This is a genomic window from Sporolactobacillus pectinivorans (genome assembly GCF_002802965.1).
Classification (GTDB): domain Bacteria; phylum Bacillota; class Bacilli; order Bacillales; family Sporolactobacillaceae; genus Sporolactobacillus; species Sporolactobacillus pectinivorans.
In genome coordinates this window covers 3,047,884-3,074,560 of the sequence record NZ_NXGA01000001.1, presented here as the reverse complement: position 1 = coordinate 3,074,560, position 26,677 = coordinate 3,047,884, and the positions used below count along the sequence as shown (strand labels likewise).

The 26,677-nt window shown below is 41.8% G+C and carries 29 protein-coding genes and 1 pseudogene; 12 read left to right on the top strand and 18 right to left on the bottom strand.

Translation table 11 applies throughout. From position 1 onward, the window contains the following. Positions 1 to 181: 181 nt before the first annotated feature. Positions 182 to 550 carry an ArsR/SmtB family transcription factor gene (locus COP04_RS15120; protein WP_100488766.1) on the top strand — a complete coding sequence of 123 codons (369 nt, stop codon included), beginning with the start codon at positions 182 to 184 and terminating at the stop codon, positions 548 to 550. A gap of 7 nt (positions 551 to 557) precedes the next feature. Further along, positions 558 to 2,660 carry a heavy metal translocating P-type ATPase gene (locus COP04_RS15115; protein ID WP_100489714.1) on the top strand — a complete coding sequence of 701 codons (2,103 nt, stop codon included), beginning with the start codon at positions 558 to 560 and terminating at the stop codon, positions 2,658 to 2,660. Between the two features lie 492 nt (positions 2,661 to 3,152). On the opposite strand, the gene COP04_RS15110 is transcribed toward COP04_RS15115, so the two are convergent. Continuing rightward, positions 3,153 to 3,545 carry a hypothetical protein gene (locus COP04_RS15110; protein WP_100488765.1) on the bottom strand — a complete coding sequence of 131 codons (393 nt, stop codon included), beginning with the start codon at positions 3,543 to 3,545 and terminating at the stop codon, positions 3,153 to 3,155. A 366-nt stretch (positions 3,546 to 3,911) separates the two neighbouring features. Between COP04_RS15110 and COP04_RS15105 the strand changes: the two genes are divergently transcribed. From COP04_RS15105 to COP04_RS15090, 4 genes are all read left to right on the top strand, one after another. Next, the gene (locus COP04_RS15105) at positions 3,912 to 4,931 is read left to right on the top strand and encodes a GerMN domain-containing protein (RefSeq protein WP_100488764.1); all 1,020 of its coding nucleotides are present in this window, start codon (positions 3,912 to 3,914) and stop codon (positions 4,929 to 4,931) included. 93 nt (positions 4,932 to 5,024) lie between these two features. Continuing rightward, positions 5,025 to 5,777 (top strand): ribonuclease PH, encoded by a 753-nt coding sequence (gene rph / locus COP04_RS15100; RefSeq protein WP_100488763.1) that lies wholly within the window; start codon positions 5,025 to 5,027, stop codon positions 5,775 to 5,777. Then, positions 5,774 to 6,379 (top strand): XTP/dITP diphosphatase, encoded by a 606-nt coding sequence (locus COP04_RS15095; protein WP_100488762.1) that lies wholly within the window; start codon positions 5,774 to 5,776, stop codon positions 6,377 to 6,379. The genes rph and COP04_RS15095 overlap by 4 nt, the downstream gene beginning before the upstream one ends. Then, positions 6,376 to 6,897, top strand: a complete 522-nt coding sequence (locus COP04_RS15090; protein WP_100488761.1) for a metallophosphoesterase family protein — start codon at positions 6,376 to 6,378, stop codon at positions 6,895 to 6,897. The genes COP04_RS15095 and COP04_RS15090 overlap by 4 nt, the downstream gene beginning before the upstream one ends. A 2,549-nt stretch (positions 6,898 to 9,446) precedes the next feature. On the opposite strand, the gene COP04_RS15075 is transcribed toward COP04_RS15090, so the two are convergent. The 6 genes from COP04_RS15075 to COP04_RS15055 form a co-directional block, all read right to left on the bottom strand. Next, positions 9,447 to 9,821 (bottom strand): hypothetical protein, encoded by a 375-nt coding sequence (locus COP04_RS15075; RefSeq protein WP_193437426.1) that lies wholly within the window; start codon positions 9,819 to 9,821, stop codon positions 9,447 to 9,449. Positions 9,822 to 9,909: 88 nt separating this feature from the next. Then, the gene (locus tag COP04_RS15070) at positions 9,910 to 10,458 is read right to left on the bottom strand and encodes a DUF3231 family protein (RefSeq protein ID WP_100488758.1); all 549 of its coding nucleotides are present in this window, start codon (positions 10,456 to 10,458) and stop codon (positions 9,910 to 9,912) included. 162 nt (positions 10,459 to 10,620) lie between these two features. After that, positions 10,621 to 10,791: a hypothetical protein gene (locus COP04_RS19730; protein ID WP_157800330.1), complete on the bottom strand. Its 171-nt coding sequence runs from the start codon at positions 10,789 to 10,791 to the stop codon at positions 10,621 to 10,623. A 199-nt stretch (positions 10,792 to 10,990) separates the two neighbouring features. Further along, the gene (locus COP04_RS15065) at positions 10,991 to 12,535 is read right to left on the bottom strand and encodes a DUF4153 domain-containing protein (protein WP_100488757.1); all 1,545 of its coding nucleotides are present in this window, start codon (positions 12,533 to 12,535) and stop codon (positions 10,991 to 10,993) included. A gap of 51 nt (positions 12,536 to 12,586) precedes the next feature. Next, complete coding sequence (locus COP04_RS15060) at positions 12,587 to 12,796, bottom strand: helix-turn-helix domain-containing protein (RefSeq protein WP_100488756.1); 210 nt, start codon at positions 12,794 to 12,796, stop codon at positions 12,587 to 12,589. 11 nt (positions 12,797 to 12,807) lie between these two features. Then, the gene (locus COP04_RS15055; RefSeq protein ID WP_100488755.1) at positions 12,808 to 13,269 is read right to left on the bottom strand and encodes a DUF2975 domain-containing protein; all 462 of its coding nucleotides are present in this window, start codon (positions 13,267 to 13,269) and stop codon (positions 12,808 to 12,810) included. 913 nt (positions 13,270 to 14,182) lie between these two features. Between COP04_RS15055 and COP04_RS19725 the strand changes: the two genes are divergently transcribed. Both COP04_RS19725 and COP04_RS15040 read left to right on the top strand, forming a co-directional pair. Next, positions 14,183 to 14,422: a hypothetical protein gene (locus tag COP04_RS19725; RefSeq protein WP_157800329.1), complete on the top strand. Its 240-nt coding sequence runs from the start codon at positions 14,183 to 14,185 to the stop codon at positions 14,420 to 14,422. A 314-nt stretch (positions 14,423 to 14,736) separates the two neighbouring features. Further along, on the top strand, positions 14,737 to 15,426 hold the full coding sequence (locus tag COP04_RS15040) for a YetF domain-containing protein (protein WP_239984896.1): 690 nt from the start codon (positions 14,737 to 14,739) through the stop codon (positions 15,424 to 15,426). Positions 15,427 to 15,511: 85 nt separating this feature from the next. Here COP04_RS15040 and COP04_RS15035 read toward each other — a convergent pair whose 3' ends face one another. The 11 genes and pseudogenes from COP04_RS15035 to COP04_RS14985 form a co-directional block, all read right to left on the bottom strand. After that, entirely contained in the window at positions 15,512 to 15,613 is a 102-nt protein-coding gene (locus tag COP04_RS15035; protein WP_100488752.1) for a YjcZ family sporulation protein, read from the bottom strand. A 250-nt stretch (positions 15,614 to 15,863) separates the two neighbouring features. Further along, a complete protein-coding gene (locus COP04_RS15030) occupies positions 15,864 to 16,199 on the bottom strand; it encodes a L,D-transpeptidase (protein ID WP_100488751.1) in 336 nt (111 codons plus the stop codon). Between the two features lie 392 nt (positions 16,200 to 16,591). After that, the gene (ligD, locus tag COP04_RS15025; RefSeq protein ID WP_100488750.1) at positions 16,592 to 17,479 is read right to left on the bottom strand and encodes a non-homologous end-joining DNA ligase; all 888 of its coding nucleotides are present in this window, start codon (positions 17,477 to 17,479) and stop codon (positions 16,592 to 16,594) included. 3 nt (positions 17,480 to 17,482) lie between these two features. Beyond that, on the bottom strand, positions 17,483 to 18,427 hold the full coding sequence (locus COP04_RS15020) for an ATP-dependent DNA ligase (RefSeq protein ID WP_100488749.1): 945 nt from the start codon (positions 18,425 to 18,427) through the stop codon (positions 17,483 to 17,485). After that, a complete protein-coding gene (gene ku, locus COP04_RS15015; RefSeq protein ID WP_100488748.1) occupies positions 18,427 to 19,245 on the bottom strand; it encodes a non-homologous end joining protein Ku in 819 nt (272 codons plus the stop codon). Before ku ends, COP04_RS15020 begins: the two co-directional genes overlap by 1 nt. Positions 19,246 to 19,646: 401 nt before the next feature. Continuing rightward, complete coding sequence (locus COP04_RS15010) at positions 19,647 to 19,757, bottom strand: YjcZ family sporulation protein (RefSeq protein ID WP_100488747.1); 111 nt, start codon at positions 19,755 to 19,757, stop codon at positions 19,647 to 19,649. A 320-nt stretch (positions 19,758 to 20,077) separates the two neighbouring features. Then, positions 20,078 to 20,221: a YjcZ family sporulation protein gene (locus tag COP04_RS15005; RefSeq protein WP_100488746.1), complete on the bottom strand. Its 144-nt coding sequence runs from the start codon at positions 20,219 to 20,221 to the stop codon at positions 20,078 to 20,080. Between the two features lie 179 nt (positions 20,222 to 20,400). Next, positions 20,401 to 20,580, bottom strand: a complete 180-nt coding sequence (locus COP04_RS15000) for a hypothetical protein (RefSeq protein WP_100488745.1) — start codon at positions 20,578 to 20,580, stop codon at positions 20,401 to 20,403. A gap of 367 nt (positions 20,581 to 20,947) precedes the next feature. Then, a pseudogene (locus tag COP04_RS20615) lies at positions 20,948 to 21,010 on the bottom strand (YjcZ family sporulation protein); the annotation flags it as partial. Between the two features lie 487 nt (positions 21,011 to 21,497). Beyond that, positions 21,498 to 21,779, bottom strand: a complete 282-nt coding sequence (locus COP04_RS14990) for a hypothetical protein (protein ID WP_100488744.1) — start codon at positions 21,777 to 21,779, stop codon at positions 21,498 to 21,500. Positions 21,780 to 22,754: 975 nt separating this feature from the next. Then, positions 22,755 to 23,309: a TetR/AcrR family transcriptional regulator gene (locus COP04_RS14985; RefSeq protein ID WP_100488743.1), complete on the bottom strand. Its 555-nt coding sequence runs from the start codon at positions 23,307 to 23,309 to the stop codon at positions 22,755 to 22,757. Between the two features lie 148 nt (positions 23,310 to 23,457). On the opposite strand from COP04_RS14985, the gene COP04_RS19720 reads away from it, so the two are divergent. The 4 genes from COP04_RS19720 to truA all read left to right on the top strand — a co-directional run bounded on the left by COP04_RS19720 (position 23,458) and on the right by truA (position 26,597). Next, entirely contained in the window at positions 23,458 to 23,619 is a 162-nt protein-coding gene (locus COP04_RS19720; RefSeq protein WP_157800328.1) for a hypothetical protein, read from the top strand. Between the two features lie 358 nt (positions 23,620 to 23,977). Beyond that, positions 23,978 to 24,331 carry a DUF4260 domain-containing protein gene (locus COP04_RS14980; RefSeq protein ID WP_100488742.1) on the top strand — a complete coding sequence of 118 codons (354 nt, stop codon included), beginning with the start codon at positions 23,978 to 23,980 and terminating at the stop codon, positions 24,329 to 24,331. Between the two features lie 289 nt (positions 24,332 to 24,620). Next, entirely contained in the window at positions 24,621 to 25,055 is a 435-nt protein-coding gene (locus COP04_RS14975) for an SRPBCC domain-containing protein (RefSeq protein WP_100488741.1), read from the top strand. A gap of 807 nt (positions 25,056 to 25,862) precedes the next feature. Then, a complete protein-coding gene (gene truA / locus COP04_RS14970) occupies positions 25,863 to 26,597 on the top strand; it encodes a tRNA pseudouridine(38-40) synthase TruA (RefSeq protein ID WP_100488740.1) in 735 nt (244 codons plus the stop codon). Positions 26,598 to 26,677 lie beyond the last annotated feature (80 nt).

Sequence of the window (26,677 nt, the reverse complement as noted above, 5' to 3'; positions counted from 1 at the left end):
ACTGTTTGTAAAGTTACTTTTTTCAAACAAGGGTTTCATCAACTTGAGATAGACTTTTTTTGTGTGAACATTAATCAGTTTCCTAAATGATCCGTTTCATTCAAAAGAATATTTGAATGAAACGGATCATTGTACTATAATACATTCAAATGAACATTTGAATGATTGAGGGTGGTTGCTGATGCCTGAAAAAGATACTTGTGATATTTATTGTTTTGATGCGCAGAAGGTGAACCATATACGAGGGCTGTTATCGAATAAGGATATATCCCGTCCCGTACAACTGTTTAAGTCACTTGCGGATGCAAATCGTGCAAAAATTGCTTTCGCATTATGCCACGAGAAGGAACTGTGCGTCTGTGATGTTGCCAACATTATCGGTTCTTCAGTCGCGACGGCTTCCCATCATCTGCGCACGCTGCGCAAACAAGGCCTTGTTAACTATCGCAGGGAGGGAAAGATGGCTTTTTACTCTTTGGATCAGGAAGAGATCCGGATGCTTCTTTCAATCGTTTTTAATGATCAAAGAGAGGTAAAAACCATTGGCTGAAGTGCAGATGAAAGTTTATCGGGTTCATGGATTAGATTGCGTGGAATGTGCGAATAAATTTGAAAGAAATGTAAAACGGCTGGCTGAGGTACAGGACGCCAAAGTAAATTTTGGTGCGTCAAAGATCGTTGTTTATGGCAGTACGACAATTGAAGCACTGGAAAAAGCCGGAGCTTTTGAAAATTTAAAAATACAGGATGAAAAAGAAGGGACCATGGAGTCTCAGCCCATTTGGAAACAAAAGAAAAGTCTTAAGGTTTATTTGTCCGCAGTCATTTTGATGGCGAGCTGGATCTTAAGCATGCAATGGGGTGGACAGAGCCCTCTGCCCATTATTGGCTATGCCGCAGCCATTCTGATTGGCGGATACGCCCTTTTTATGGAGGGGCTTAAAAATTTGCTTCATCTGGATTTTGATATGGATACACTCATGACCATTGCCATTTTAGGTGCCGCGGCAATTGGTAAATGGGAAGAAGGGGCGACCGTTGTTATCCTTTTCGCAATCAGCGAAGCATTAGAGAGTTATTCGGTCGATGCGGCAAGGCAGTCTATTCATTCATTGATGGAGATCGCGCCGAAAGAAACGCTGATTCGCAGGGGTACACTGGAATTGATGGTACCGGTTGAAGAGATTAAGATCGGTGATATCATGGTCGTCAAACCCGGGCAGAAGCTGGCAATGGATGGCAGGGTGGTCAAGGGGGCGTCGGTAATTAATCAGGCGGCTATTACCGGCGAGTCCATTCCGGTCACAAAAGCAGTCAATGACCCGGTTTATGCCGGAACATTGAATGAAGAAGGTTTATTGGAAGTTAAAGTTACGAAACGGGCAGAAGATACAACACTTGCCAGAATTATTCACCTGGTTGAAGAGGCTCAAACGGCAAAAGCACCTACCCAGACATTTGTCGATCGTTTCGCAAAAGTTTATACACCGGTCATTATAGTATCTTCTCTGTTACTGGCTGGCATTCCCCCGTTAGTTATGGGTGCCAGCTGGGGCGACTGGCTCTACAGGGGGCTGGCACTGCTCGTTGTTGGCTGCCCTTGCTCTCTGGTAATCTCGACGCCTGTAGCTATTGTCACGGCGATTGGCAACGCGGCAAGGAATGGTGTCATCATTAAAGGCGGGATTCCCCTGGAAAATGCGGGCGCGCTCAAAGTGATCGCTTTTGATAAAACAGGAACGCTGACCAAAGGTGTTCCAGAGGTCACGGATATAGTGGCTCTTCGCAGAAATGAACAGAGTGTTATGACCCTCGCAGCTGCAATTGAAAAAGGATCACAGCATCCGCTTGCATCGGCCATCTGCAGAAAGGCGGAAAAGGACGGGTTGAACGTTAATGATATTGTCGTTGAAGCATTTCAATCAGTTATTGGTAAGGGAGTCAGAGCAAGAGTCAATCAGGAAAATTTCTATATCGGCAGCCCGCTTCTTTTTGAAGAAACACTTCCGGATGGCATAGACATGGTGATCGGAAAGCAGATTCAAAGTCTTCAGAAGCAAGGGAAAACGGTTATCGTATTTGGAACAGAAAGTGAAATTTTATCCCTCATTGCGGTCGCAGATGAATTGCGTGAGGCTTCAAGTGCCGTCATTCGGAAGCTTCATCAGGCCGGCATTGGGCAGACTGTTATGTTGACGGGTGACAATAAAAAAGCGGCAGAATCCGTTGGAAAAGCAGCCGGTGTTTCCATAGTTCAGGCAGAGCTGCTTCCGGAGGATAAATTAGCCTTAATTAAAGATCTCTGTGAAAGATATCAGGAAGCTGCGATGGTCGGTGATGGGGTGAACGATGCTCCGGCACTCGCCGAGGCGACCGTAGGAATTGCCATGGGGGCTTCAGGAACCGATACGGCACTGGAAACAGCCGACATTGCACTCATGTCCGACGATTTAACAAAACTCCCCTACATCATAAACTTGAGCCATCAGGCAATGGCGGTCATCAGGCAAAACGTGTCCTTGTCTTTAGCCATAAAAGCCGTTTCCATAGTGCTGATCTTCCCGGGATGGCTGACCCTTTGGATGGCTGTTTTTGCAGATGTCGGCGCAACGGTGATCGTTACACTGAACAGTTTGAGATTATCACGGGTACAAGATTAGCCTAAGCCGATGGGGCATCGAGAAACTTTGTTAAGCCGCCATGAGTTTTCAACCAAGCTTGAAATTATAAGGGAATGATTAGCGCAAAAAGCGTATATTCGGATTGTCCAGGTGCGCAGGATAATGTTATTAATACAAAACATATGATTATTACGAAAAGTCAGATCCATCACTGAAAGCAGATTGCCATAGACCCAGCCGGATACAGAATGGATACATTGATCTTCATCTCGTTGTTCCTTCTCGTCCGGAGATTGATGCCGCAGAGGAAGTATCTGATCGAAGCGAAGAGAGCGTTAGAAGTCAAATTCCCGTGTAAATCCTTATACACTCTGAACGTGGGTATATGCGATCCGAAAAAGGTCTGCAATAGGGTCGTTTTTTGTTTTTAGCCTTTGAGTGTTTTAAAAACAGTGTCTATGATTTCATAGAAAAGTGTGGTTCTGCATCATCCGCATTTATACTGTATAAAAAGAAGTCACAATGTATTTTTTACAGATTTTCATCACGATTAAGTCCTTTGACAAACCGCCCGATGAAACGAACTTTTGAAAAATCTAAGACCTCGCAGTTAATCCCTTCAGTATTTCGGATGATCAGGCTACTATGGGTTAATATTTTTGATTTTCCTGCAAAAATCCGCCCATCCTCCATTTGGACAATGACGCGGTCTCCATTAAGAAACAGACGGCGCTGTTCAACGATCCACAATGAAAAGGGCGCAACGCCGATAAAATCTATAATATTTGCTCCACATGTTTCAAAAGCAAATGTTTTAGGAAAGACATGTTCCCCATCTTTCACAATGTATGGATAAAAATTTTTGCCGGTCGATAGATCTGAAACAGATTCTTCGTCTAATTGGGTCAGGACGGGTACCTTCACACAGCGGGTTGGCTCAAGTCTGATTTTTAAAACCTCCAAACAACAGCTTTAGCAGCTGTCCATAAAAAATATTTTCTTAATAAATTAATCGGCAGCGATTCGTTCTTTTTCAACTTTTTTCAGCATACAATGTGTCTATTATAGTCCGTGTGCTATTCGCTTTTCAATGCTGCAGCACTCTTCAGCCGGCGATCTGTACCGTCTATAATCATTATTTCCATTTTATGTGATTTTTATTGGGAACTGGGTGGCGGCCCTGTGTCCCGTATGGTCACTTATTCACAGGATTGACAGAGATTCAGGTCTAATTGGCGGCAGTGCTCGTATACATGTAGTACAACCCATAGGGATCAGGGAGGGTCAACTATGATGTATCGTCGTCGATCACTCACCATTGTGGCGGCAGTGCTGCTTCTACTGATGCTGCTTGCCGCATGTGGCGGAGCTGCCGACCAGAAGCCGGACAGTGTGAGCTATGTTAAAAACAAATCAGATTTGGCTAAGATTTCAAAGAGTAATAAGTACATTCAGAGGGAATTGTTTCTGACCGATGCCTCCGGGCTGCTCGTTCCACAGCCGACCGGTCTTCCTGAAACTCATGCACCGGTGAAGCAGGTTCTTGGCTATCTGGTGAAAGACGGTCCGGTGACTGATTTGCTGCCCAGTGGATTTCAGGCTGTTCTCCCATCTGATACAGAGGTCAACAGCGCAGTGGTTGACTCACGCGGCCAGCTGACGGCAGACTTTTCCAAAGAACTCCTCGGAGCACGGCCTGAAGATCAGGAAAAGATTGTTCAGTCGATTGTTTGGACGGCAACCCAATTTGATATGGTCAAAAGCGTGACGATCAGTGTCAACGGAAAAACGCTGAACGAGTGGCCGGGCAGTGGGCTTCCGGTTGGCAGGGATCTGACCCGAGCGGATGGAATTAATACAACTTTCGGGAGCGTGGCTGATGTGACAGCCAGCCAGCCGCAGACTGTATACTACTTGGCCACTGACAAAGGAAAGTCTTTTGATGTGCCGGTAACGGTTCGGATATCGGATACGGGTGACTTGTTGTCTGGCCTGGTCAATGCGCTGATTCATGAACCGGTAGGGAGCGATTTTATCTCGGCATTCAACCCGGATACACAGCTGCTAGAGAAACCGGTCGTTTCTGATGGTGTAGTGCACCTCCACTTTAACAGCGCGATTTATGAAGACAAAGCATCGAAAGCGATCAGTGATCAGGCATTGCGAAGTCTGGTTCTGACGCTTACGGGAGAAAGCGGCATACGCCAGGTATCGATAAAGATCGGCAATTCCGGCAAAGTGCTGCTGGAATCAGGAAAAACGATTACGGGACCGGTATCGCGATCAATGGTAAATGCGACTGGGCTGTAATGGCAAGATACAAGTTATGGTATAGTAAGAGGGGCAGTGTGCTGCCCCTCTTCAGTTTGAATAAAAATATGGTTATCGGAGGAAATAAGTGCAATGAGACCAGATGGAAGAAAGAATGACGAACTTCGACCCATTCAAATACAGCCTGACTTTATCATTCATCCCGAGGGATCTGTGCTGATCACTATTGGCAGGACAAAGGTGATCTGCAATGCCAGTATTGAGGAAAAGGTTCCGCCGTTTATGCGTGGGCAGAAAAAAGGGTGGATCACTGCCGAATACTCAATGCTCCCGCGGGCAACTCCGGAACGGACAATCCGTGAATCCTCCCGCGGGAAAGTAGGAGGCCGGACAATGGAAATCCAGCGCCTGATCGGCCGCGCGCTGCGCTCGGTGGTGGCGCTTGACGCGCTTGGCGAGCGGACGGTCTGGATTGACTGTGATGTCATCCAGGCGGATGGCGGCACCCGTACAGCGTCTATCACCGGTGCATTTGTTGCCATGGTTCTGGCGTTTAAAAAAGCCATGGATCGAGGGCAGATTGATAAAATTCCCGTTAATTCGTACCTGGCAGCGACTTCGGTAGGTGTTCATCCCGTTTACGGTCCGATTCTTGACCTGTGCTACAAAGAAGATGCGACAACAGATGTGGACATGAATATTGTCATGAACAGCAAAGATCGTTTTGTGGAGATTCAGGGCACAGGCGAGGAGGCTACTTTCAGCGACGATGAGCTGACTGAATTAATTCGGCTTGCAAAAAAGGGCATTCATGAACTGATTGCTGCCGAACAGTCCGTAATCGGCGATATACTGACGGAGCAAAAGGCAGGGATCAACAAGTGACACAAATTTTGATTGCATCCAATAATCAGGGGAAAATCACGGAAATAAAAACGCTGCTTGCGGATTTTCAGGTGGAGGTACGTTCGCTGAAGGATTTGGGTATCGACATAGACGTCCCGGAAACGGGCAGGACTTTTCAGGAAAATGCCGCTCTAAAGGCAGAAACGCTCTCAAAAAAAACAAATATGATCACGCTTGCCGACGACTCTGGGCTTTCTGTTGACGCGATTGGCGGCGAACCGGGAATTTTTTCGGCACGTTACTCGGGCCCGGAGAAAGACAGCGCGCGGAACATTGACAGGCTGCTTGGGAAACTGGACGGAATTCCTCTGGAAAAGCGCACGGCTCATTTTACCTGTGTGCTGGCGCTCAGCCGGCCCGGAAAAACAACCCGCTTTGCCGAGGGGCGCTGCAACGGGCTAATCACACTGGAGCGGCGGGGGAATGACGGATTCGGCTACGATCCGGTTTTTCTTGTACCCAGTGCAAAATTAACTTTTGCGGAAATGGGTAATGAAGAGAAGAACAGAATCAGCCATCGCGCCCTTGCACTTCAGCAACTGCGGGAAAACTGGAAGAACTGGGTCGGTGAAGAAAAATGAAATGGCTGATTGTCAGTGACACGCATGGCCTGAAGAGCGAAGTTGCTGAGTTGAAAAATCGTTATCGGGGGGAAGTGGCAGCTTTTATCCACTGCGGCGATTCGGAACTTCGTGCGGACAGTCCGGAAATTCAGGATTACCTGACTGTTGAAGGAAATTGTGATTTCCCGGGGACTTTTCCAGATGAAATGATCCGCCAGTCGGGTTCGCTCAAATTTCTGATTGTTCACGGACATCTGCTCGGCGTCAGGAATTCACCGGTCAACTTGATTTACCGCGGACTCGAAGAAAAGTCCGATATTATCTGTTACGGGCACACCCATTTTGCCGGATCGTTCAAGGAACAGGGCATGATCGTCATTAATCCTGGGAGTCTCCGCCTGCCAAGAAATTATAATGAAGGTACATATGTAATCCTCGATCTCAGCGCGAATCAAAAAGAGATCAAGGTAAACTATTACAATTTTGCAGGCCAACCGGTGAATAAGTTCTCGGCGGAGTACACATGGGATCATTGATCCGCAGACGCTATTAAATAAAAAGCAGCCCGGTTTCTTCAGTATGAACGAAACCGGGCCGCTTCTCGCGTTGCAAGGTGACGCCTTCTTCAAGTGCCACGAGGAGTGATAGGGAGGAGCAATTATATGGCGGATCCTCAGACAGTCCTGAATGCCTGCCTGTTACTCTCTATTTTATGAAGCACTGAATACATATGAAAGGGTTAGATGAAGGGGCAAAAAAGCCTTTTTTCCGAGTTGCGGAATGGAAAGTGACAAACCTGGAAAAACTGCCCAGTATCAGCGAATCGGAGATAGAGCCGATTCATGGTATAAACTTGAGGTGGTTTTTGTGGAAGAAAACTTTTTTAAAGGTGTGGTATGGGCACTGGTTTTCTGTTTGCCATTCTGGATTGCTGTCGTCTTTTTGATTTTGTTCTTCTGATTCGGTTGCCCCCCATGGCGGGTACTGTTTCAAAGAGTAAAAATTGCAGCGACGAAGGGTGAGTTGTGTCAGTCAGGCGCTGAAGGTTCTGTCCTCTCTAAGGCGGTATTTTTTATGATGTTAATTTTAAAAAATTTTTAAAAAAGTATGGAAAATTATTTCACTCTCTGCTATATTAGTAGAGCACTTTATTAAAGCAATGTCCCCCTTTGAGCCCATATGGGGCTCTTTTCTTTTTTGTAGAAGCATTTGATTAGTCAAAGGCCAGTCTGATTTTATCGCTCACCGCAAAAATAGATCGATCTTCCCTAGGAAATATCGCTTGTCCTCAAGATATATCCCTCTTCGCAGAAAAAATATAGCTTTCCATGTCGGTAAAATGCACAACAGTATTCCTTATCGGAAATCATTCCCTTGCCCATAAATTTTTCTGTATTGGATAGGTTACACTGCTTTGCACAAACGGCAGATGAAACAGATTTGTTGGCCGGAAGTCGCTGAATTATATATTATTTCTTAGAAAGGATAAATTTTTATTAAATAGTGGAATTCATATATAACCTAGCTGTATAATATGAATTACCTTCTGTTTTTGTTTTTTCTCACCTCTCTGCCCGGACGCAGAGAGCTTTTTTTGTGCGGGATAATCTGACGAAATTCTTTATAGTGAGGCTTTGTTAAACTAATCTGTTGCTTTTCGCTCCATGCGCTCGTTTTCTGCGGGCGATCGCGAGTCTCCTCGCTCAATACTTCACTGCGGGATCTTGCCTGGCTTACTGTTCCCGCAGGAGTCTCGCACCTTCCGCTTCAATCAATGTACTGGTGAAACCAACATTGAACTTTTAAACACAGCCTATAGTCAAAGAGTCCCTGGCAGGTGCCTACTGCGCTAATAGCAAAAAACGGCTCCGATAATTATGAACAGAACAAGCAACAATGCAGAACTGTTTCCATGTACGAATCCACCGCTAACTGGAGTGGTGCTCAAGGCGGATAACGGCATGAAAAAGCCCATTTGAGCCTTGTATTTAGGAGGAACGTTTCGGAAAATCGTCAGACATATAGGCTTTGTCTATTTTTTGTATAGATCCTTTTGTTACTGTATTAAAGGGGAGTTTAATATAATTTTGTAAGATCCTGCGGAAAATTGCCCTTATTTCCCGGCAGGTTCTTTTTTTATCCGCGAATTAAGCGAAAATTAAGGTTTAGAATTTAAGGTGTATTTATCAGCTTGACAGCTCCAGTAATTGTGCTTTCTGGTGACAGTTGTTTTGAAACAAAACATACTGTTGGATCGTAATTATATGGAAAGCATGGAAAAATTCCGATGCTGTTATTATAACTGAATGAAGCAATACCCCCCCATTTCAGGATCTGCAACAGATCCTGTTTTTTTTATGAAAAACTGCTGAAGATGGATTGTCGATTTAGGACAAATTAATTGTATCAGTCACGGATCGCGGAGTATAATGTAGATGATGAAGCGCTTTCAATTATACAAGGAGAGTGAGAGAGATGGTAGCAGTAGGTGTGTTTGGTATAATTGTTGTCATTCTTCCGTGTATTGGTTCTGTGTTATGGGACAGATATCGGACTCATCTGAATTAACTGACTCACGGGCCCCGGATTTTAAACGCCGGTCAATACCGGCGCTACATAAAATAGTTTGCTTCATCGGAACTTCACACTTTGCCGATCATTATTTCTCCACTCCGCGCATGGACCACTTTCAATTCATTCAAGAAAAACAGCAATACTATCGGCGTTTCTTGGACTGCCATCGCCAAATGATTCATGAAAAGCTTTGCAAATTTTGATGCAGTTCCACGACCGTAAAGTGGAGCCCGGAGCCTGTTCAAAATCTTTTGGATTCCTGAACAGGCGCGCCGCTGTGTACTCACTGTCGGACCAACCCAACACAATTCCACTAATCGTCAGCCGGTTCAGTAAACATGCTGCCCCCAGAGCATTCGCAAATGATTTCTTGACTCGGCCGCAGTCATGCTGATATGCTCTGAAGGCATAATGATCACGACCTTGATAAAGTTTTTACAGTCAATGTATGAACTTTGAAGGTAACAGTATAAAAAATCCCGCCCGGACGGCGGGGTCAGACATTGATGCTTTAAATCCAGAAAAATGGTGAAAAAAATGGTGAAAAAAATGGGGGCCCGAAAAAAGAAAATGGAACCCGAAAGGGAGAAAAACGGAAAAAGCCGGGGAAACGCCCGAATTGCCGGCTGTCGTCTTCCCTTGCATGCTGATCTTTTTCTACAATGAGCATAGTCACTGATTCATCATCGACGCTTAAAATGATGCCTTCAATGATCCTTCCATCGGTTAAGTGGCCGATCACATAATGGTTAAGGTGTTTTTGACATAAACCTTTAATCTTTTTGTAATCGTGGTGATGGCCCGGATTTTCTGCCATCGGATAATTATTCGTTAAATTACTCGGTACATTCCGCTGATCATAAAACTGGCCGATTTCTTCATTCACTTCACATTCCTCCTTTGCAATGAACAGGATATTCACCCACAGGGAAATGTGTTCTTCTGCCTAAGCTGATGTCAGTATCTTTTATGAGTCAATTTAACAATGTCTGGTTGCAGGAAGGCGGAATTCTGAGCCATCCTTTTTTTTGCGCAAGTGATTTTGATTTTAACCCGATCATCATTTTGTCCGTCTGAAATTTAAAAAACATGATGCCTACATCTGCGCGAAGGCTTCTGGTGGCTGCACGTGCACATTGCTCTACTGCAAAAACAACATTAATTTGCAGTACATTAATCAGCTCTTTATCTGTTTGCCTCACACTGTTTGGAATTGCGTTGGCATCTGATTTTGGTTTCGGATGATAGCCGTCCGTTGGCGGAATATGTTCCTCCTTCATGAATTGATCCAGTTCTTTTTTATGGGCCATCGTGACGTCAGACGCTTCTTTAAACAAGTCCAGGAGTTCTTTATCCTGTGTCGTATTCCGTGCAACCAGGTATTGATCAATGACTCCGTCCAGATATGAAGCGTACGTCCAACAGTCCATGATCTCACCGACATGAAGCGGTCCTTTTTTGTTGTCCGTTAGAGATTTCATTGTATCCAGCGCTGTTTCGGCAATATTCATCAGTCTCGACATGTGCTATATCCCCTTTTTCAAACGAATTCAACATTAATATTTCCTGCGCGTGAAAAAATATCCACGGTCTGCGGGACACAGTCATAAAATAAATAAATATACATCAAATAAGCCCCGGGTTTTTCAACCGGGACTTATTTGATCATGGCGATATTCGAATGATTAGCCTTGGGGATTGAAAGCGCCGGCGACCTGCTGTGCCGTTTTACCCATTTGATTCATTGGACGTTTTGCCCAATTTGGCATGGCATTCTGATTATTTCTCATCCAAAAAAAGGCGAGCGTTGCACCGCATCCTGCGATAAACGACCAGAAAGCATTGTTATTTCTCATTTGATTTCACCTCCAATAAATTAGGTACAGATTTATTTTGGTTTGTTTGCCGGGAAACATGTGATACAAAAACAGGAAACAGCACATCATCATTGTGCGACGATATTTGGCATGCCGTCCGCGCTGATCGTCTTCGATAATGAGCAAAAATTGGCAGGGACATTGAAGATTAGTCTTCTTTGGTAAATCGGAAAGAATTTTATTTGTTGTTCAGGTGAAGATTATAATTAGAAAGCACTTTTTCCGCTTTATAATGGGATAAGTTGAAGGATTGCCACGGGTGCTTTTTTTCGAGGTATTGTCTCCTTTCCAATAAATAGTTCTCAATTTTTCCTGCGGTTGTGGCATCCTTTGCATGAAGCAGTTCTGTCATCTCCGGAATTGCGTCATCGGAGAGCGATGTGAGATAATCAACATCAATTTTTCCCGTGTGATCATATCTCTGTATATTGAATTTCGTAATCAGCACATCAATGTTCATATAATTAATGATTACAAAGGCGGTAATTGCGGTCAGCAAATAAAATTTGTAGAGTTTCACGTTTTCCTTCCAAACGCGGTAAAAAGTAAAGATGAAAAGGACAAACAGAAAGATCATAAAAGCATGTGTCAATACACGTAGATACGTATAGCCATACATCTGTTCATATAAGTACATTCTGACAAAAGCGGAAACCAGCATGACTAAAGTACAGACAACAAGCAGAGATTCTAAGAACCGAATCATTCGATTGATGGTCTTTCCATCCTGTTTTGTAAAATAAAGGAGAAACAATAAAATGCTGAAATTGATTAACGTGACAACAATCAATTCAAAAAAACCTCTGCGGGCGTATTCCGCATAGGTGAAATTTGCCGGGAGTGCGAACGAAAAACCGCCAAATAAGTATGAAAATTGTATCAAGGTAAAAAGCACATAAATCGCATTGATGATGCTTAAAAAGGTCATCGCGATAACAGGATCAAACCCATTGTTTTTAGCGAATGGAGTGCTTGCTTCCGGCAGGAGGATGGATACCGGCTTCGGTTTCATAAGGCTCCAGATATAGCTGAACGACAGGAGCGCCGTAAGTGTTGCAAGCAGAAACCTTGGCATCAGTGCGTCGAGATTAATAGCGTCAAATAGAGACGGAATCTGATCGACAAAGTGTCCAAACACCTGATCGGCTGAGGCGAGTAGCGAGACAATCAGAGCGAGCAGAGGAATTGTAATTAAGATGCCAAAGAAAACTTTTAGAAAAGCACTGTCCTTCTTTATGCCGATTCTTGAACTGAGTGCCTTGGCCACAAACATAAATGGTAGGGCAATACAGGCAAACGGCCGGTAAAAAAAACTATAAAGAAGATCAGCGATAAAATAAACGGAATACCATTTTCTTTTTGCGCTTTTGGTGATCAATGTGGTCTGCATGACAACGAGGACCGGGATGACGATAAAATTCAAAGCATAAAAGACAAGATTGGAAAAGAACAAATAAGCAAATGACAGCATAAAAATTGGGATCAGCAAGAGCCAGCCGAGATCCAACTTTACCTGAACTTTCTTTCGCACATTCCAAAGAAACAAAACATAAAAAGCAATGACAAAGACAGGATACGAAACACCTAAAAATTTATCGTAAAATAACACATCAACAAGGGTGCCAAGCAACGCGGCACTTAACAGAAGGAGATTGCTTTTTCTATGCAGGATCGGAACATGATGACGGTTAACTGTTCTGTTTTTCACTGTAAGATCATCCATTTTCAAACGCTCCTTTGCCTATTACGAAAATCAATTTTTTCCCATTGCTCATTAATCATCAGCAACATATTCCAATAAATCACCCGGCTGGCAATCTAAAGCCTTGCATATGGCCTCCAATGTAGAAAAACGGATGGCTTTGGCTTTGTTATTTTTCAAGATCGAAAGATTTGCAGGTGTAATGTGCACTTTCGATGCCAGCTCGGATGCGCTCATTTTCTTTTTAGCCATGACGACATCAAGATTTACAGCAATAGCCATCTTGCACCTCTTTAAATAGTTAAGTCGTTTTCTTCTTTGACGATTACTGCCTGGCGGAATACTTCAGCAAGAATAACTGAAAAAAAGCCCGTGATAATAAATACCATCACAAGAATAATCGTCATAAAAGAGTTGAAAAAAATAATTTTGACAATGTAGGCGATGGAAATAAGAAAAGATGCAGTAGCAATTCGATTTAGGCTTTTGACATTGTCCATCTTAAAAGGATTTCGTCTGTTCAGCGTTTTAAAAATCTGCCTTATTTCATACACAATCTGCAGCGCGAAAAAGCCGGTAACATAAAGAAAAAAGAGCAAAAACCAATATTTTTCACCCGGTCTGTAAAAAAGCAGACTCATGTACCATTTCACTGACCATGGCAGACTGAGGAACAACCCTATTCCGCCTAAAAAAAGTAAATCCAGCAATCGCTTGACGAGTCCTGAAAGCCCCTTTTCACCAAGAATCAACATAAGCACCTACCTCTGATTGATCATCGAAAAGAGTATACCACCGTTATTTATCGAAATACAGTATTAATTTATTGTTTATCGATAAAAAATTATTGAATTGCAGCTATTATTCCAGAAGGTATGAAATTTAGTGCATCCTTCTTAAAATCGGAATGCATGGAATATAAAAGCAATATTTCTCTTACGCAGTCTACTAATTCATCAATTTTTCTGATAGATTATTCATAGATATTAAGTGGGTTGTCATTTTAGCGGAGTTACTGGAAAATTTGATTTTGACCTGATTTATACCATAGGCGGATAATTGTGGCATCGTTATAAAAATCGATCTAACTGGTTGAAGCAAGCATTGACAAGTGTTCTTTTATTTTATTGCAGGCCATGGCGTAGTTGGGATCAAATCGGATGGACAATCAGGTGAAATTGCGAATCAGATTGAATGATGCTTCCGGACAATAATTTACAATTCATTTAGAAAGCAGTCATTTTTTTGTAAAACAAATCTGTTATAGTAATAACTGTTAAAGCATTGATTAACCCCTGTTAAAATAGATTTTATTTTAAGCCCTTTAATGGTGCTTATTTTTTTTGGAATGTGAAAATCTTTTACTTTGTGCAGATCTGCATAAGCATATTTTTTGACAATTTTCGACACTAAGACCATTCTGAATCTGAGTAGTGGGATACTCTCTTTAGTTTCATTATTTTAGGGCTCCGAAAGGGGCTCTTTTTCTTATGTTATTAAGCTATGTATAAAAATAGGGTATCGGGTGTGCTAAGGCTCAGTCTGTTCCGGAAGTCCAGGTTCCAAAAATGGATCGTGCGATTCAAGAAAACAAGAAAAGCCTCTCAAACAAAGAGAGGCCATGAATATTTACCAAAACCATCCCGGACATTGGGGGCGCGAGCATACTTGACACTTATCCGGATAGCCGGGATCAATGACTTCTGTTTGCTCGGAATTCTGAAAAATATGGCGCGGAACGTTGACGATGTTTTGCCTGTTCACATGAACAATCGGATGTATGACTGGAACGAATCGAGGCACAAAAGTGTCGTGAACGATATACCGAGGATCGCAGTAAATTGGCTTATTTTTACAGCCGGGATCATGGTGTTCTTCACCCATATGGATCACCTCTTTCACTATTAGTAAATGCAATCTATAGCGGACAGATACGGATAAAGGCTGAGAACGTCAAAATTGGACTTATTACATGGATGATCGGATCTCGAAGCAGGGGAGAAATAATGGGATAAATGATTAAGCGTTGTTTTCTCAACACAGCACGCCAGTATTTTTTATCACATTTGGCGAAGGAAGGCGAATGTTCGAAAATCGACACGTGTTAATGGTAATGAGAGTACTTGAAAGAAAAGCGGTAAGAAAATCACGCCCTGTTATCAACAGGCGATTATTTTCCAATGTTCAGGTAAAAATAAATAAAAAGCTAAAGGGGCATTGCCTTGGATATCTTCGAGATGCTGGAAAGATCACTGGGGGCATTTTTTGTATTACTGCTGCTAACACGCGTTTTAGGGAAAATTCAATTAAATCACTCGACCTCTTTCAATTATGCAACCGGGATTACATTAGGTTCGATTACTGCAAACATTGTAATTGACAAGACTATTGGTATCATTCAGGGCTTTATAAGCCTGGGTATTTGGACATTCGCTGCCCTTCTTATTGGTTACTTAAGTCTTAAGTCGCCCAGGGCAAGATTAATTCTTAATGGCGAACCTTTAATCGTTATAAAAAAAGGAAAAATTATTGAAAAGGCGATGCGCTCTGCAGAACTGAATATGGATACTTTGAAAATGTTGCTCAGATGCAATAATGTATTTTCCGTTGAAGACGTAGACTATGCCATTCTTGAAACGGACGGTCAACTGGCTGTACTTAAAAAGTCCGGCCAGCAGACGGTTACAAAAAAGGATCTTCATATTCCAACGCATCAACCACTCTTTTTGCCGGCTGAAATCATAGTCGATGGAAAAATAGTGGAACATAATTTAAAGGAATTAAATTTGGACAGAGAATGGATTCAGACTCAATTGAAAAATTCAGGAGTTGGTTCAATTAATGACGTCTTTTTTGCAGAAATTCAAAGTGATGGAACACTTCACGTCGATAAAAGGGATACCCATTCTTAACGGTATAATAAAAAGGGAACCCGGTGCGGGGATTCCCTTAAAGGAGCGCTGCATGTGTGCACGGCGACTCGCAGGAAGATTTTTTTTAATAGACGAATGCTGTGCCAACAATGATCAACAGAATGAACAGAACAACGATCAGAGCAAAGCTGCTGCCAGCGCCACTGTATCCACCATCATATCCCATAAGTGACACCTCCTTATCACGTGTTAATTCAGTATATGGAGGGATTGGTGTATGTGACAGGGATAAATAAATCAGTGGAAACAACCATTTAAACAAGAGGGGGGAACAATCAGGGCTTGTTACGACTGATAAGGCTATTGATGGCCTGACTCATCAATAGGGACAGCTTTGTTAATTTTAGCAACAAAGTTGTGTGTGGTCATTTGTGATTGTTTAACGGCGAATGCCCAGCAGACAAGATAACAAAATATCATTGATGAATAAAAACTCTGGTCCCAATCGGAATTTTAGACGACAAGTCTAAAACATCCGAATTGAACATCCTAATGCATCCGAGCGACACATCCTTGCCAATTGAGGATGGGGTGTTTGTCCCATGTATACCGTAATGGGGTTTTGACAAACCCATCCAAAGCACACCAAAGGGGCCGCCGGGATTCGATTGTTTATTAATAATCAGGTAGCTTCCAATAGGCGTGGGGGACGATCTCTTACCAACGGCGATGGGATAAGTTTTGATAAGACTGTGATCATCAAACAGCTTTAATTCATGTTTTGATGTTGATATGTCAATCCGTACCGCCATGCGATCAACTCCACGTTTTTGGATAGTGTATGAAATTGACGGTGTGTTGGTACATTGAAAAATGGGTGGACAGAAAACATGTTTCTCCAGATACATAAAAGTTACTAAAATGATTAAACAAAACCGGGTATTGGAAATTATCAATACTGAATCGTGCTGTCTTTATGAATGGTATAGTGTCCCTGAATCGAATTAAGACGGAAGCAGGCCTGAACCGGACAGTAATGGTTTGGATTGGGACAATAACTGGACAAAACTCGGCTTGATTCGGACAAATAAACATTGGATATAAAAACAAAGGGGAATCGTACAAATGCAAACAACCCGCATTGTTCTCTCAATGATGATCGCTTCATAATTCTTCTTTAAAGAAGGGAGGCCGCATTAATTATTTATGCGTTTTTCTTAATGAAATCAATTAAGGGCAATAATGTTTTATTACTTTGATTGAAGTAATCTTTCATGGGACATTCCTCGTTTGATATTCTCTTCAATACAAAAGGTATCGTGAATGTTTCCATGTTTAATTGATCATTTACTTCTTCCCACCGCAGAGGTGCAGCAACTGTCGCCCCTTCTTTCCCTCGGGGAGAGTAGGGGCAGACAATGGTCTTTCCTCTGGCATGCTGGACGTAATCAATGTACAGCCGGCCGTTCCGGTTTTTCTTCAGCCGTTCAATTGTGAAAGCGCTAGAAAATTTTTCGGTAAGCACACGGGCGATGAAGGATGTGAACAGACGGGTATCCGCGTAGGGTAGCGTGAGATGGTGAACAGGAATGTGTATTTGAATACCCCTGCTGCCGGAAAGCTTAGGATAGCTGACGATACCAAAACGAATAAACATCTCATGCATTTCTTTTGCCGCTTTAATGGCCAGAGAAAAATGCTGACGGTCGGGCGGATCTAGGTCAAAGACGACTTCATTTGGATAGTCGCTATTCACGGCCTGAAAAGGAATATGATATTCAATAGCCAGCTGATTTCCAAGCCAAATAAGCGTCGATAAGTCATTACAAAGAATGCTTTCTTCATCATTGACATTTACGGTTTGAATAAATTCTGGTGCGTAGTCGGGACAATGTTTTTGGAAAAAGGATTCTCCGGGGACACCGTGCGGATAGCGGATGACGGTTAATGCTCTATTCCTCAAAAAAGGAAGCATGTGGGGTGAAACTTTTACAAGATAAGAAATGAATTGTGCTTTGTTAATCGATGGATTTTGCCAAAGCGTTTTTTCAGGGTGAGTAATTTCGATGTCTTTATTAATGGATACATTCATATGCTATGCCTCAAATCTGCACAATTTGGGATCTTGATTCACAAAAGACTGGATGACAGGCTGCCTTAATGATCGGTCAGCTGTCCAATTTGTATAGTGCACTTTAACGGTTAAAACCGGCCGGATCCATTGAGCTTGTCTTCCTTCTTTGGGTTGATTAGAGAAAGGTGACTTTTCTATTTTTATACGCTCAATAAATTGGGCGATGATACCCCACTCTGCCGACGACAGCTTTCCTGATCCCGAATGTCCAACATAGATGAGCTGATTCTGCTCATTGTAGAGACCAAGCAGAATGGCATTCACTTTTCCTTGCCGGTAGGTCGCGCCGCCGACAACAGCGATCAGATCTTTATAATTTTTGACTTTCTGCCACCGATCATCTTTGCCGCTCAAAATATAGCTGCTGTCAAGCCTTTTTGAAACGATCCCCTCCATGTTCTGCTGCCTGACGGTATCAAATAAGGCTACGCCATTTGTTTGTGCTGACAGGACCTGGATCGTATCGTTTGTTCTTATTATTTTAGACAGCAAACCCGTTCTTGCTTTGAGCGTCTCATTGTTGATCCACTCGCCGTTGAAGTAAATGACATCGTAAATCATGTAAAAGATGGGCACTTTTTGCATCATGGTCTTCACCCGTTCATATCGTCTGATACCATCGCGTCGCATAATTTCATGAAACGACGGCTTACCGTCGGCCCCTAGAGCGATGACTTCGCCGTCCAAGATAACGGATTGAGCGGAAACATATGATTTCACATCTGTGAGTTCGGGGTAATTTTGTGTTCGTTCATTTTGATTTCGATTAAACAGTTTAATTTCTTTGCCATCAAAGTAAGTCAGTATTCGGACTCCGTCCCACTTTATCTGATGAATCCAGCCGGGGCCGGCTGGAATTTTATCGACCATGACCGGTTCAAACGGTTTGATTGGTTTAAGTTTCATTATATTGTCTTTTTCCGTCGTGACGTTGTTTTCTTCTTGGGCTTGTTTTGCTTGACACTGGCCTCCAGAGCAGATAAAAGATCAACCACATTATTAGCTTTCGGTATCTCTTCTTTTTGCGCAGGTTTCACACCGGCCACTTTGTTTGTGATTAATTGTTCAAGCTTGAGCCGATAATTATCTTTATAGTTTTCCGGTTTAAATTCAGCGGTAAGCTGTTCAACCAGCTGTGTAGCGATCTCTACTTCTTTCGGTGCATTTTCAGCGATGATATCATTGAGACCGGGGACATCATTCATGGCCCGAACTTCATCGGGATAAAACAGTGTCTCAAGCAGCATCCCGTTTCCATAACTTCGGATCGCCGCAAGATGCTGCTTAGATCTCATAATGATATTGGCCAGCCCGATTTTTCCCGAATCGCTAATCGTCTGCCGAAGCAGAGAATATGCCCGTAATCCTTGACCGCTATCAGGTCCGATAAAATAAGACTTTTCAAAGTAAATAGGATCAATATCGCTGAGATTGACAAAATTTATGATTTCAACGCTTTTACTCATGTCATCCTGTAAATCATTGATTTCTTCTTCGCTTATCGCGATGAATTGCCCAGGCGTATATTCATATCCCTTCACAATATCTTCATTCTTTACCTCTTTACCACATTTTGAACATGTTCTTGTATAATTAATCGGCGCCATACAGTCCTTATGAAGCATCCGCAGTTTAATGTCTTTATCTTCCGTTGCCGTGTAAAGTTTAATGGGTATATAGACCAAACCAAATTGGATTGATCCTTTCCACATCGTTCGCAGCATTCATATCACCTCAGTGATATTATGCGCAGATAAAAACAAAAAATCATAAACGGAAGAAAGTACCGCTGATGAATAAAGGGTGCATAAAATATTTCTTATAGCTCTGACCGGATCTGATCATTCTCAAAATAAGTGATGCTTCAGAAAAATGTGTTTTGAATAACTTAGGCTGGCATGAAGCTATTTAGATAAACCATCAAGACACGCCATACTACTTGGTCTGGCTGGTGCTGTTATCGTTCTAAGCTGGTGTTCTTAATAAATAGGGCAATGATTATTCTAACAGCGCTGACTCCAGCACAGGACAGAAATAGCGGGGAAATAGTTAAATAGGACACCCGGTGCAAGGTGTCCTCTAAAGAGGAGGTACTGTATGGGGTTGTCGACGGTTACGGAAATTTTTAGTAAACGAATGCAGTACCGACAATGATCAACAAAATAAACAGAACGACGATAAGCGCAAAGCTGCTACCGCTGCCATATCCACCGCTGTATCCACCACAAGAACACATAATCGAACACCTCCTCATCACGTGATAATACATTTTATGTATGAAACACATTCACGAAAGGGACAGATAGATGAGTAAAAAAGCCCGTTTAATGAAGGTGAGGCAGAGAAGCAGGAGCGTGAGCGTGATGACTGCCTGGTACCGTTCCTTGCTGGTAAATAGCGACATGAGCCGCCGCCTATGGATTACGTTATAGAGATTGAAAGAACGACAGGGGAAAATTTGAATACTCAAAAGAGCACCTGGATGCGAGGTGCCCTCTAAAGGAGTGGTTTGGGCAATTGGTGGTGGCTCAGTTATTGATTGCAGCGGAAATAACATTAATAAGCAAAAGTTGCTCCAATGATAATCAACAGGATGAAAAGAACGATGATCAAGGCAAAACCACGACCAAATCCATAACCACCATATCCAGGACCACATCCGCACGCGCCATCAACAGGATAACCAGGATAACCCCACATAAAAGACACCCCCTTATCAATTGATGATGCATTATATGAGCGGATAGATGAATGTGGAATAATTGAAAAGCCCAATTGAAGGAAATGTCAGAGCGATGCAGGAAGAAGTATCAGTGGACTGTGGGAAAAAAAGGATACCCAGTTACAGGCATCCTGGCATTCCGATTAAATGATAATTTTTATCTGACGAAACGAATAATCACTTTTTTGTAAAAGTACCTTTCGAGTTTGGCAAAAAAGCCGCTTCCGTTTCTGCCCTTGGTGATTTGTGCTGCATGGAATCTGTGGAATTTAGCGACACGTTCGTTATGCTGCTTATGCAGATCCAGGTGATGAGCGTGCAAAGTCTTGTGATTCATTTTGATCCGCTCCCTTATAGGTTTTAGAAAGTATACATGACCGTTGGCGGCTTAATAAAGTCATTGTATCACATGGAGAAAGTGGTCAGGTAAGAACATATCGACAGAAAGTGCATCAAATCCCGAAACCATATCCGCTCGCTGGATAAGCAGTATTGCAGATGATACTTATCTCCCAATCATCACGGGATATTTGTAATTATGAACGGGTCAAGTGATCCAGAGAGGACAAATGGATGCAGTAAAATGACTCATTGAGTTGGGATAACAATTCGTTTTGAAAAATGTTTCAGAGGGCACCTGGGTGCAGGTGCCCTCTGAAAGAGTGGTCTGTAATATGAGCCAATGGTTACTGATTAAATTTACATCAATAAACAAAAGTTGTGCCAATGATAATAAGCAGAATAAACAAAACGATGATCAACGCGAAACCTCAGCCATATCCATAGCCACCATATCCATAACCAGAACCGCATCCGCATGCGCTGTCAACAGGATGACCCCACATTAGAGACACCCTCCTTATCAATTGATGCTGCATTATATGAGCGGATAAATGAATGTGGGATGACTAAAGTGCCCAATTGAAGAGCAGGCAAGTTTGAAAGAAAAAATCATCGCCTGCCAGTTAAGCAGCTCAATTATCCAGAGAGACTATTTTTGTATAACAGCTACATCAATGAACATGACCACACAGAGAAACTATCTGAAGTCAAAACAGTTGCCCACTGTGGAAATACTGTTCCGCCTCAATCCGTCAAGGTTCTTGTGAGAAATAATTCTCCAGAACTTTGTGTGAAGATTTCAATGGGCGAGTAAATGATCAATAGGATAATTTTGCGAGACATCCCTTAGTCTGATTTACACGTATGGTCTGGCTGAGGTAAAAAATAGGATATTTCATCGGATGGCAGCGATTAATACTGGGTCGGAAGGTGAGTTCCATGCCACCAAGATTCAACGGTTTTCCAAGCAGAATCGAAATCGTAGCCTCTCCCCATTAAATAACCGATCGCAACAGCTTCTGTTAATGCATGCTTATAGCCAAGATGCTGAGCTTCCCGTAAACCGTGGTTTACAGCAGGGTCAATCGAATGAAGAACTTGTTGCTGCAGGCTGTCAGGCCGTTGATACCAACTTGGATTTATATTTTCATAATCGCCATATGGAACATAATATTGCTGATCCTCAATATTCATATTTCCGCTCCTCCCTAATATGTTTAGGTACGTTTTTAATCTATGCGGATATAGGGATTAGCGGAATAGGCGATAGGCATGTTTTATTAAGCTAAGGATCCAGATCATTCGACAGAAAAACATTCGGTACGAATTAGCAAGATAAAAAAGAGAATTTTATCGGAAGCAGCTACAGAATTTTATAATAACCTTAACCTCGCTCTTGAACTATCAATTAGTTAATATGAGTGTACCTTTAGCTCATGTTTCTCTTTTGTTAAGAATATATGTTCTCTGTGAACTATGAAGAATGTATGTTCGAAACAGAACAACTGAATCTTTTCGATTTTCGACAGTGTTCTGCTACCGAGCAGGCGTGCGAAAACTATTTGTTTTCAATGAAATGGATGACGCTTCTTTCGGTGTGCCAGCTTAAGGGGGAAAAAATGGTGGACGTGGCACGGAGATAGTGGTGATCGGTTTGTCTCTCTCCTTCCTGCGGGGCTTCCCAAATGCGTAAAAATGCAGATCGTTACGGATATCAGTGGTGATACGCTGAAGGTCTTTACCTAAGCGGCACTTGAGCAGGGAATGACCTCCAGAGCGACGGATTCAGCTCTTATAAAACGCGATCGGCCGAGGGTTCAATGTTAAAGGTATTCAATTTGATCCGAAGAAGAGTCTGGATCGCTTGCACTGGCTGCTCGATTTCTGATACTAAAGTGGGCATTTACTGGCAACTTTTATGATCCGGACAAGAAACATCTTCAAGCCTGTCAGGTGAATTTTGTTATCTGTTCAATTACCGGCAATTTCAAAGCAGATTTTTCATCTGTCTCCTGTCCTGCTGCGCGATCACAAAAACAATTACCTAAATTGAATTTGTAATGTAATCAGTATTTTAAACAATTATAGAGCAGTAACATTGCAGATTCTTTTTTTTATTTAACCCTGTCTGTTTAATTCATTACCAACGGCAAAAATCGGATCTTTCCCTTACTTATTGATTACTAAGCTGTTTTGAATCCGGTTCATTAAGTGCACAATATGATTATCTTCACCGTTAGTCAATGTCCATGTAATAAATGTCATCGTATTAGAAACGTAAAGATTAGCTAAATAGTGAGCAGGCACTTGAATCTGGACTGCCAGTTGTCGTGCATTGATTAATTGTAAAACATGTTTACATAAGATGGCTTGCAATGCATCGCTTAAATTCGCATGTTCTTCGTGTACATTTAATAACGACAAAATGGCCTGTCGATTTTCTACTAAGTGATGGGCCAATTGCTGCACAATAGCAGTAATATCTTTTTGATGCATTCGTTCGGTAATGTATTTTTCAAAATCATCGGTATAGTGTTTAACCATTTCTTCAAGTAATGCGTATTTATCTGAATAATGCCGATAAAAGGTGCTGCGTGCGGTCAACGATTCATCACATAATTGTTGGACCGTCACATCCTTAAAACTTTCTTGCTGTAGTAAAGTAATCATGGTTTCGCCCAGCAGTCGTTTTGTTTTAATAACTCGTAAATCTGACTTGTTCATCGGAAGGCTCCCTTTGACGAAATAAATCAATATGTCACTTATGGATCACATTGTACTATAATTGTGGCTTATGTACCATTCATCTGCTTTTTAATTCTGGCTATCGGGCAAATGACGTTCAATAATATTATGGGAGGGGAATCGGACAATGTTTCAAACGTATATGGGCAACGAACAGTTTAACTTTCAAATTAATCGATTTATGGAGCCTTATTACTGTAATCGTTATGGGCGACAATCCATTCGTGAAGCAGCCACTAAAATCCATGATACTGAGAGCCGGTTCTCCAGCTTGGGCGCCATTTGCTAAGCAAACCGAATCATCCGGTTAACACGATGGTATTACATGTATTGCAACACCGTCTATAATGATTAAAACTGTTATACAGTATACTTTGAATGGAATTGAAGATCGTATCACTCAGGATGTATTGCTGCTCGCTGGAATCTGTGACCAATATGTACAATTTTGAACGTTTCGACTGTTTCAAACAACGTTTAGTGAATGTTAAGTCCATAGCAGGTGTGGTACTTGATGAATCTACTGGCGGTGAACAGTATTGCCAGGTAGGTAATAAACAAGTCGCCTATGATGCAATCATCAAATCTTTGCAATAATTGTGGACTTTTACATTTGGATAAAGATTGGCTAGAAATGGGGTTAGTAAATGAAATTCGCACAGCCCATATTCTTGGTGAAAATTGAAAACACCGTATTTTTCATCTTGGTCCTGTATTTGTACTTTGCTCATTTTCATTATTCCTTCTTTTGGTTCATTGCCCTGCTCTTAGTTCCGGATATCAGTGCAATTGGTTATGGAATTAATACAACAATTGGTGCCTACTGTTATAACGTCTTTCATGTCCTGTTTGTTCCAACGATTGTTGTTGTTTTGGGTCTGTGTTTGACTGATGATATCTGGATCGCATTAGGATTGATATGGTTGTGCCACATTTTTATGGATAGAATGTTGGGCTACGGTCTCAAGTATACGGATGATTTTAAACATACCTATGGATAATCAAGGCGCTACCAAGCAAAGACACTTATTTGGATTGAATCTTCTTCCGATAGTTTTCGATTCATTGTTGTCAGGCAAAGTTTGATTTAACGGAGGAGATCCCATATATCACACTAGGGAACATCACTACTTCAACAAGTTGCCTGGACTCCTTTGAATAAAAATCTTGAGAACACATGGATTTTTGATCTTGCAGAACTGTAAAAAAAGAAATTTAATTCTTACCTTCACTTATTGATTCAGCAGTCACAAAGTAATAGAAGGAAAAAGTATTTAGGAGATGAGTGCCTTGAGGGAAATAAGAACAGAAATACAAATTAAAGCGACTGCAAACAGGGTGTGGGATGTGTTGACTGACTTCAAACGCTATCCTGAGTGGAATCCGTTCATTAAATATTTAAAGGGAAAACCGATGGAAGGTACAAAGATAGAGGTAAAAATGGCCTCTGCCGGATCTAAAGGTATGATTCTTAAACCAAAGGTGTTGAAGTTCCAAAGATGCAAGGAATTTCGTTGGCTGGGGCACATAGTTATACCTGGTTTATTTGATGGGGAGCACATATTTGAAATAATAAACATTCCAAACAATGCTACCCTATTTATTCAGCGGGAAAAATTTTATGGTATATTGGTTCCCCTTCTTAAAAACACGCTTGATAAAAGCACTAAGGCTGGATTCGAAGCAATGAATAAACAGCTTAAGCATATTTGTGAAATGAAATAAAGAAAGTTTCTACAATGGCAAATGGCAGAATGATAGTGTAAAAAGAATAAATAAGTATACAATTAACTTATACTTCTCTTTAGTCACAAAAGCATATTCAATATAAAAGAATTGTAGAGAATACACGTTCGAAGATGATCTTTACGGCAAGCAGGAAAAATAAGTCTCCTCGACTTTCAACGATGTTTTGCCAGAGAGTATCATGCGGAGCTATTTGTTTTCGATAAAATGTCCCGATGGTTTTGATTGTTTGATTGCGGCTGTATATATTTTTATATCCCTAAGATCAGAAGCCTTCGGTGGGTGGCGCCTTAATGCGCAACAGAACTCTGGCGAAAAGAAATTCTTTACACTGCCAACGTGAGAAACAAGTTTTCAAGATAAGGAACATTAAAGCTTTTATCTTGGAGTAAAATTTTATTTTAAGGGGGCGTTCAAAAAGTCACCGAATGATCAACGGCGAATCTCAACGCACGCTTGTTCCTCTGGTCCTCGAAACTTCGCTACCTCGACCTTCCGACGGTCATGGATGACCTAGTGCAGGCGTTGCAACACGATGTTGCGTTTTTAGCCTGCAACCATCCCCTTCGCCACGTTTTTGAACAGGCTCTTTAAAGGATCAGTTTTTGAAAATAGACCTCATTTACATTGATTGCGGAGAACCGTATCATAAGTAAATGAGGTTTTATAAAAATATTTGAAAGAATGTGGTTCGCTAAGTTAATAATTGTTACAACTGGTGAAGGACGAACAGACGTATTTTAGGCACGTGAGCGAATCATTAAGTGCTAAATTAAGGAGTAAACAATGAATTATAAATTGATCATTCAATATGATGGCGGACGTTATAAAGGCTGGCAACGGCTTGGGAATAATGAAAATACCATTCAAGGGAAAATAGAGCATGTTTTATCAGAGCTGGAGGGAGGAAAAGTTGAAATTATTGGGAGCAGTCGAACAGATGCCGGAGTGCATGCTCTGGCTCAAATAGCCAATGTTAAGTTGAAAAAGAATTTGGCTGAATCTGAAGTCAAAAGTTATCTAAACAGATATTTACCTCAAGATATTAGTGTTAGCGAAGTGATGCTTGTTCCTGAACGTTTCCATGCACGTTATAATGCTAAGGGTAAAACCTATTTATATAAGATATGGAATAAGGAATATACGCATCCATTCATGCGAAAGTACAGTATGCACGTTGAAAAAGAGCTGGATATTGATCGAATGAAAAAAGCATGCCAATATTTTATTGGCGAACATGACTTTACTTCCTATTCAAATGCCAAGTCCAAGAAAAAGACGTCGGTGCGCAAAGTATATGCTATGGATATCGAAAAAAATACCGGCTTTATCCAAATTAGAGTAAGCGGCAATGGATTTCTTTATAATATGGTAAGAAAGATTGTCGGAACGTTAATAGAAGTCGGATTGAATGAAATAGATGCTGAAAACATTCCTGGCATTTTAAATTCAAAAGAACGAAATCAAACAGGGCGAATGGCGGATGCATGTGGACTATACTTGGAAAAAATTGATTTTTAAACAGTTTAAAGTATTATTTGAAAATTCTTCAGTCTTGACAGGTGACCTTTAGTCGCACATATATCGTTTTAAATCTTTAA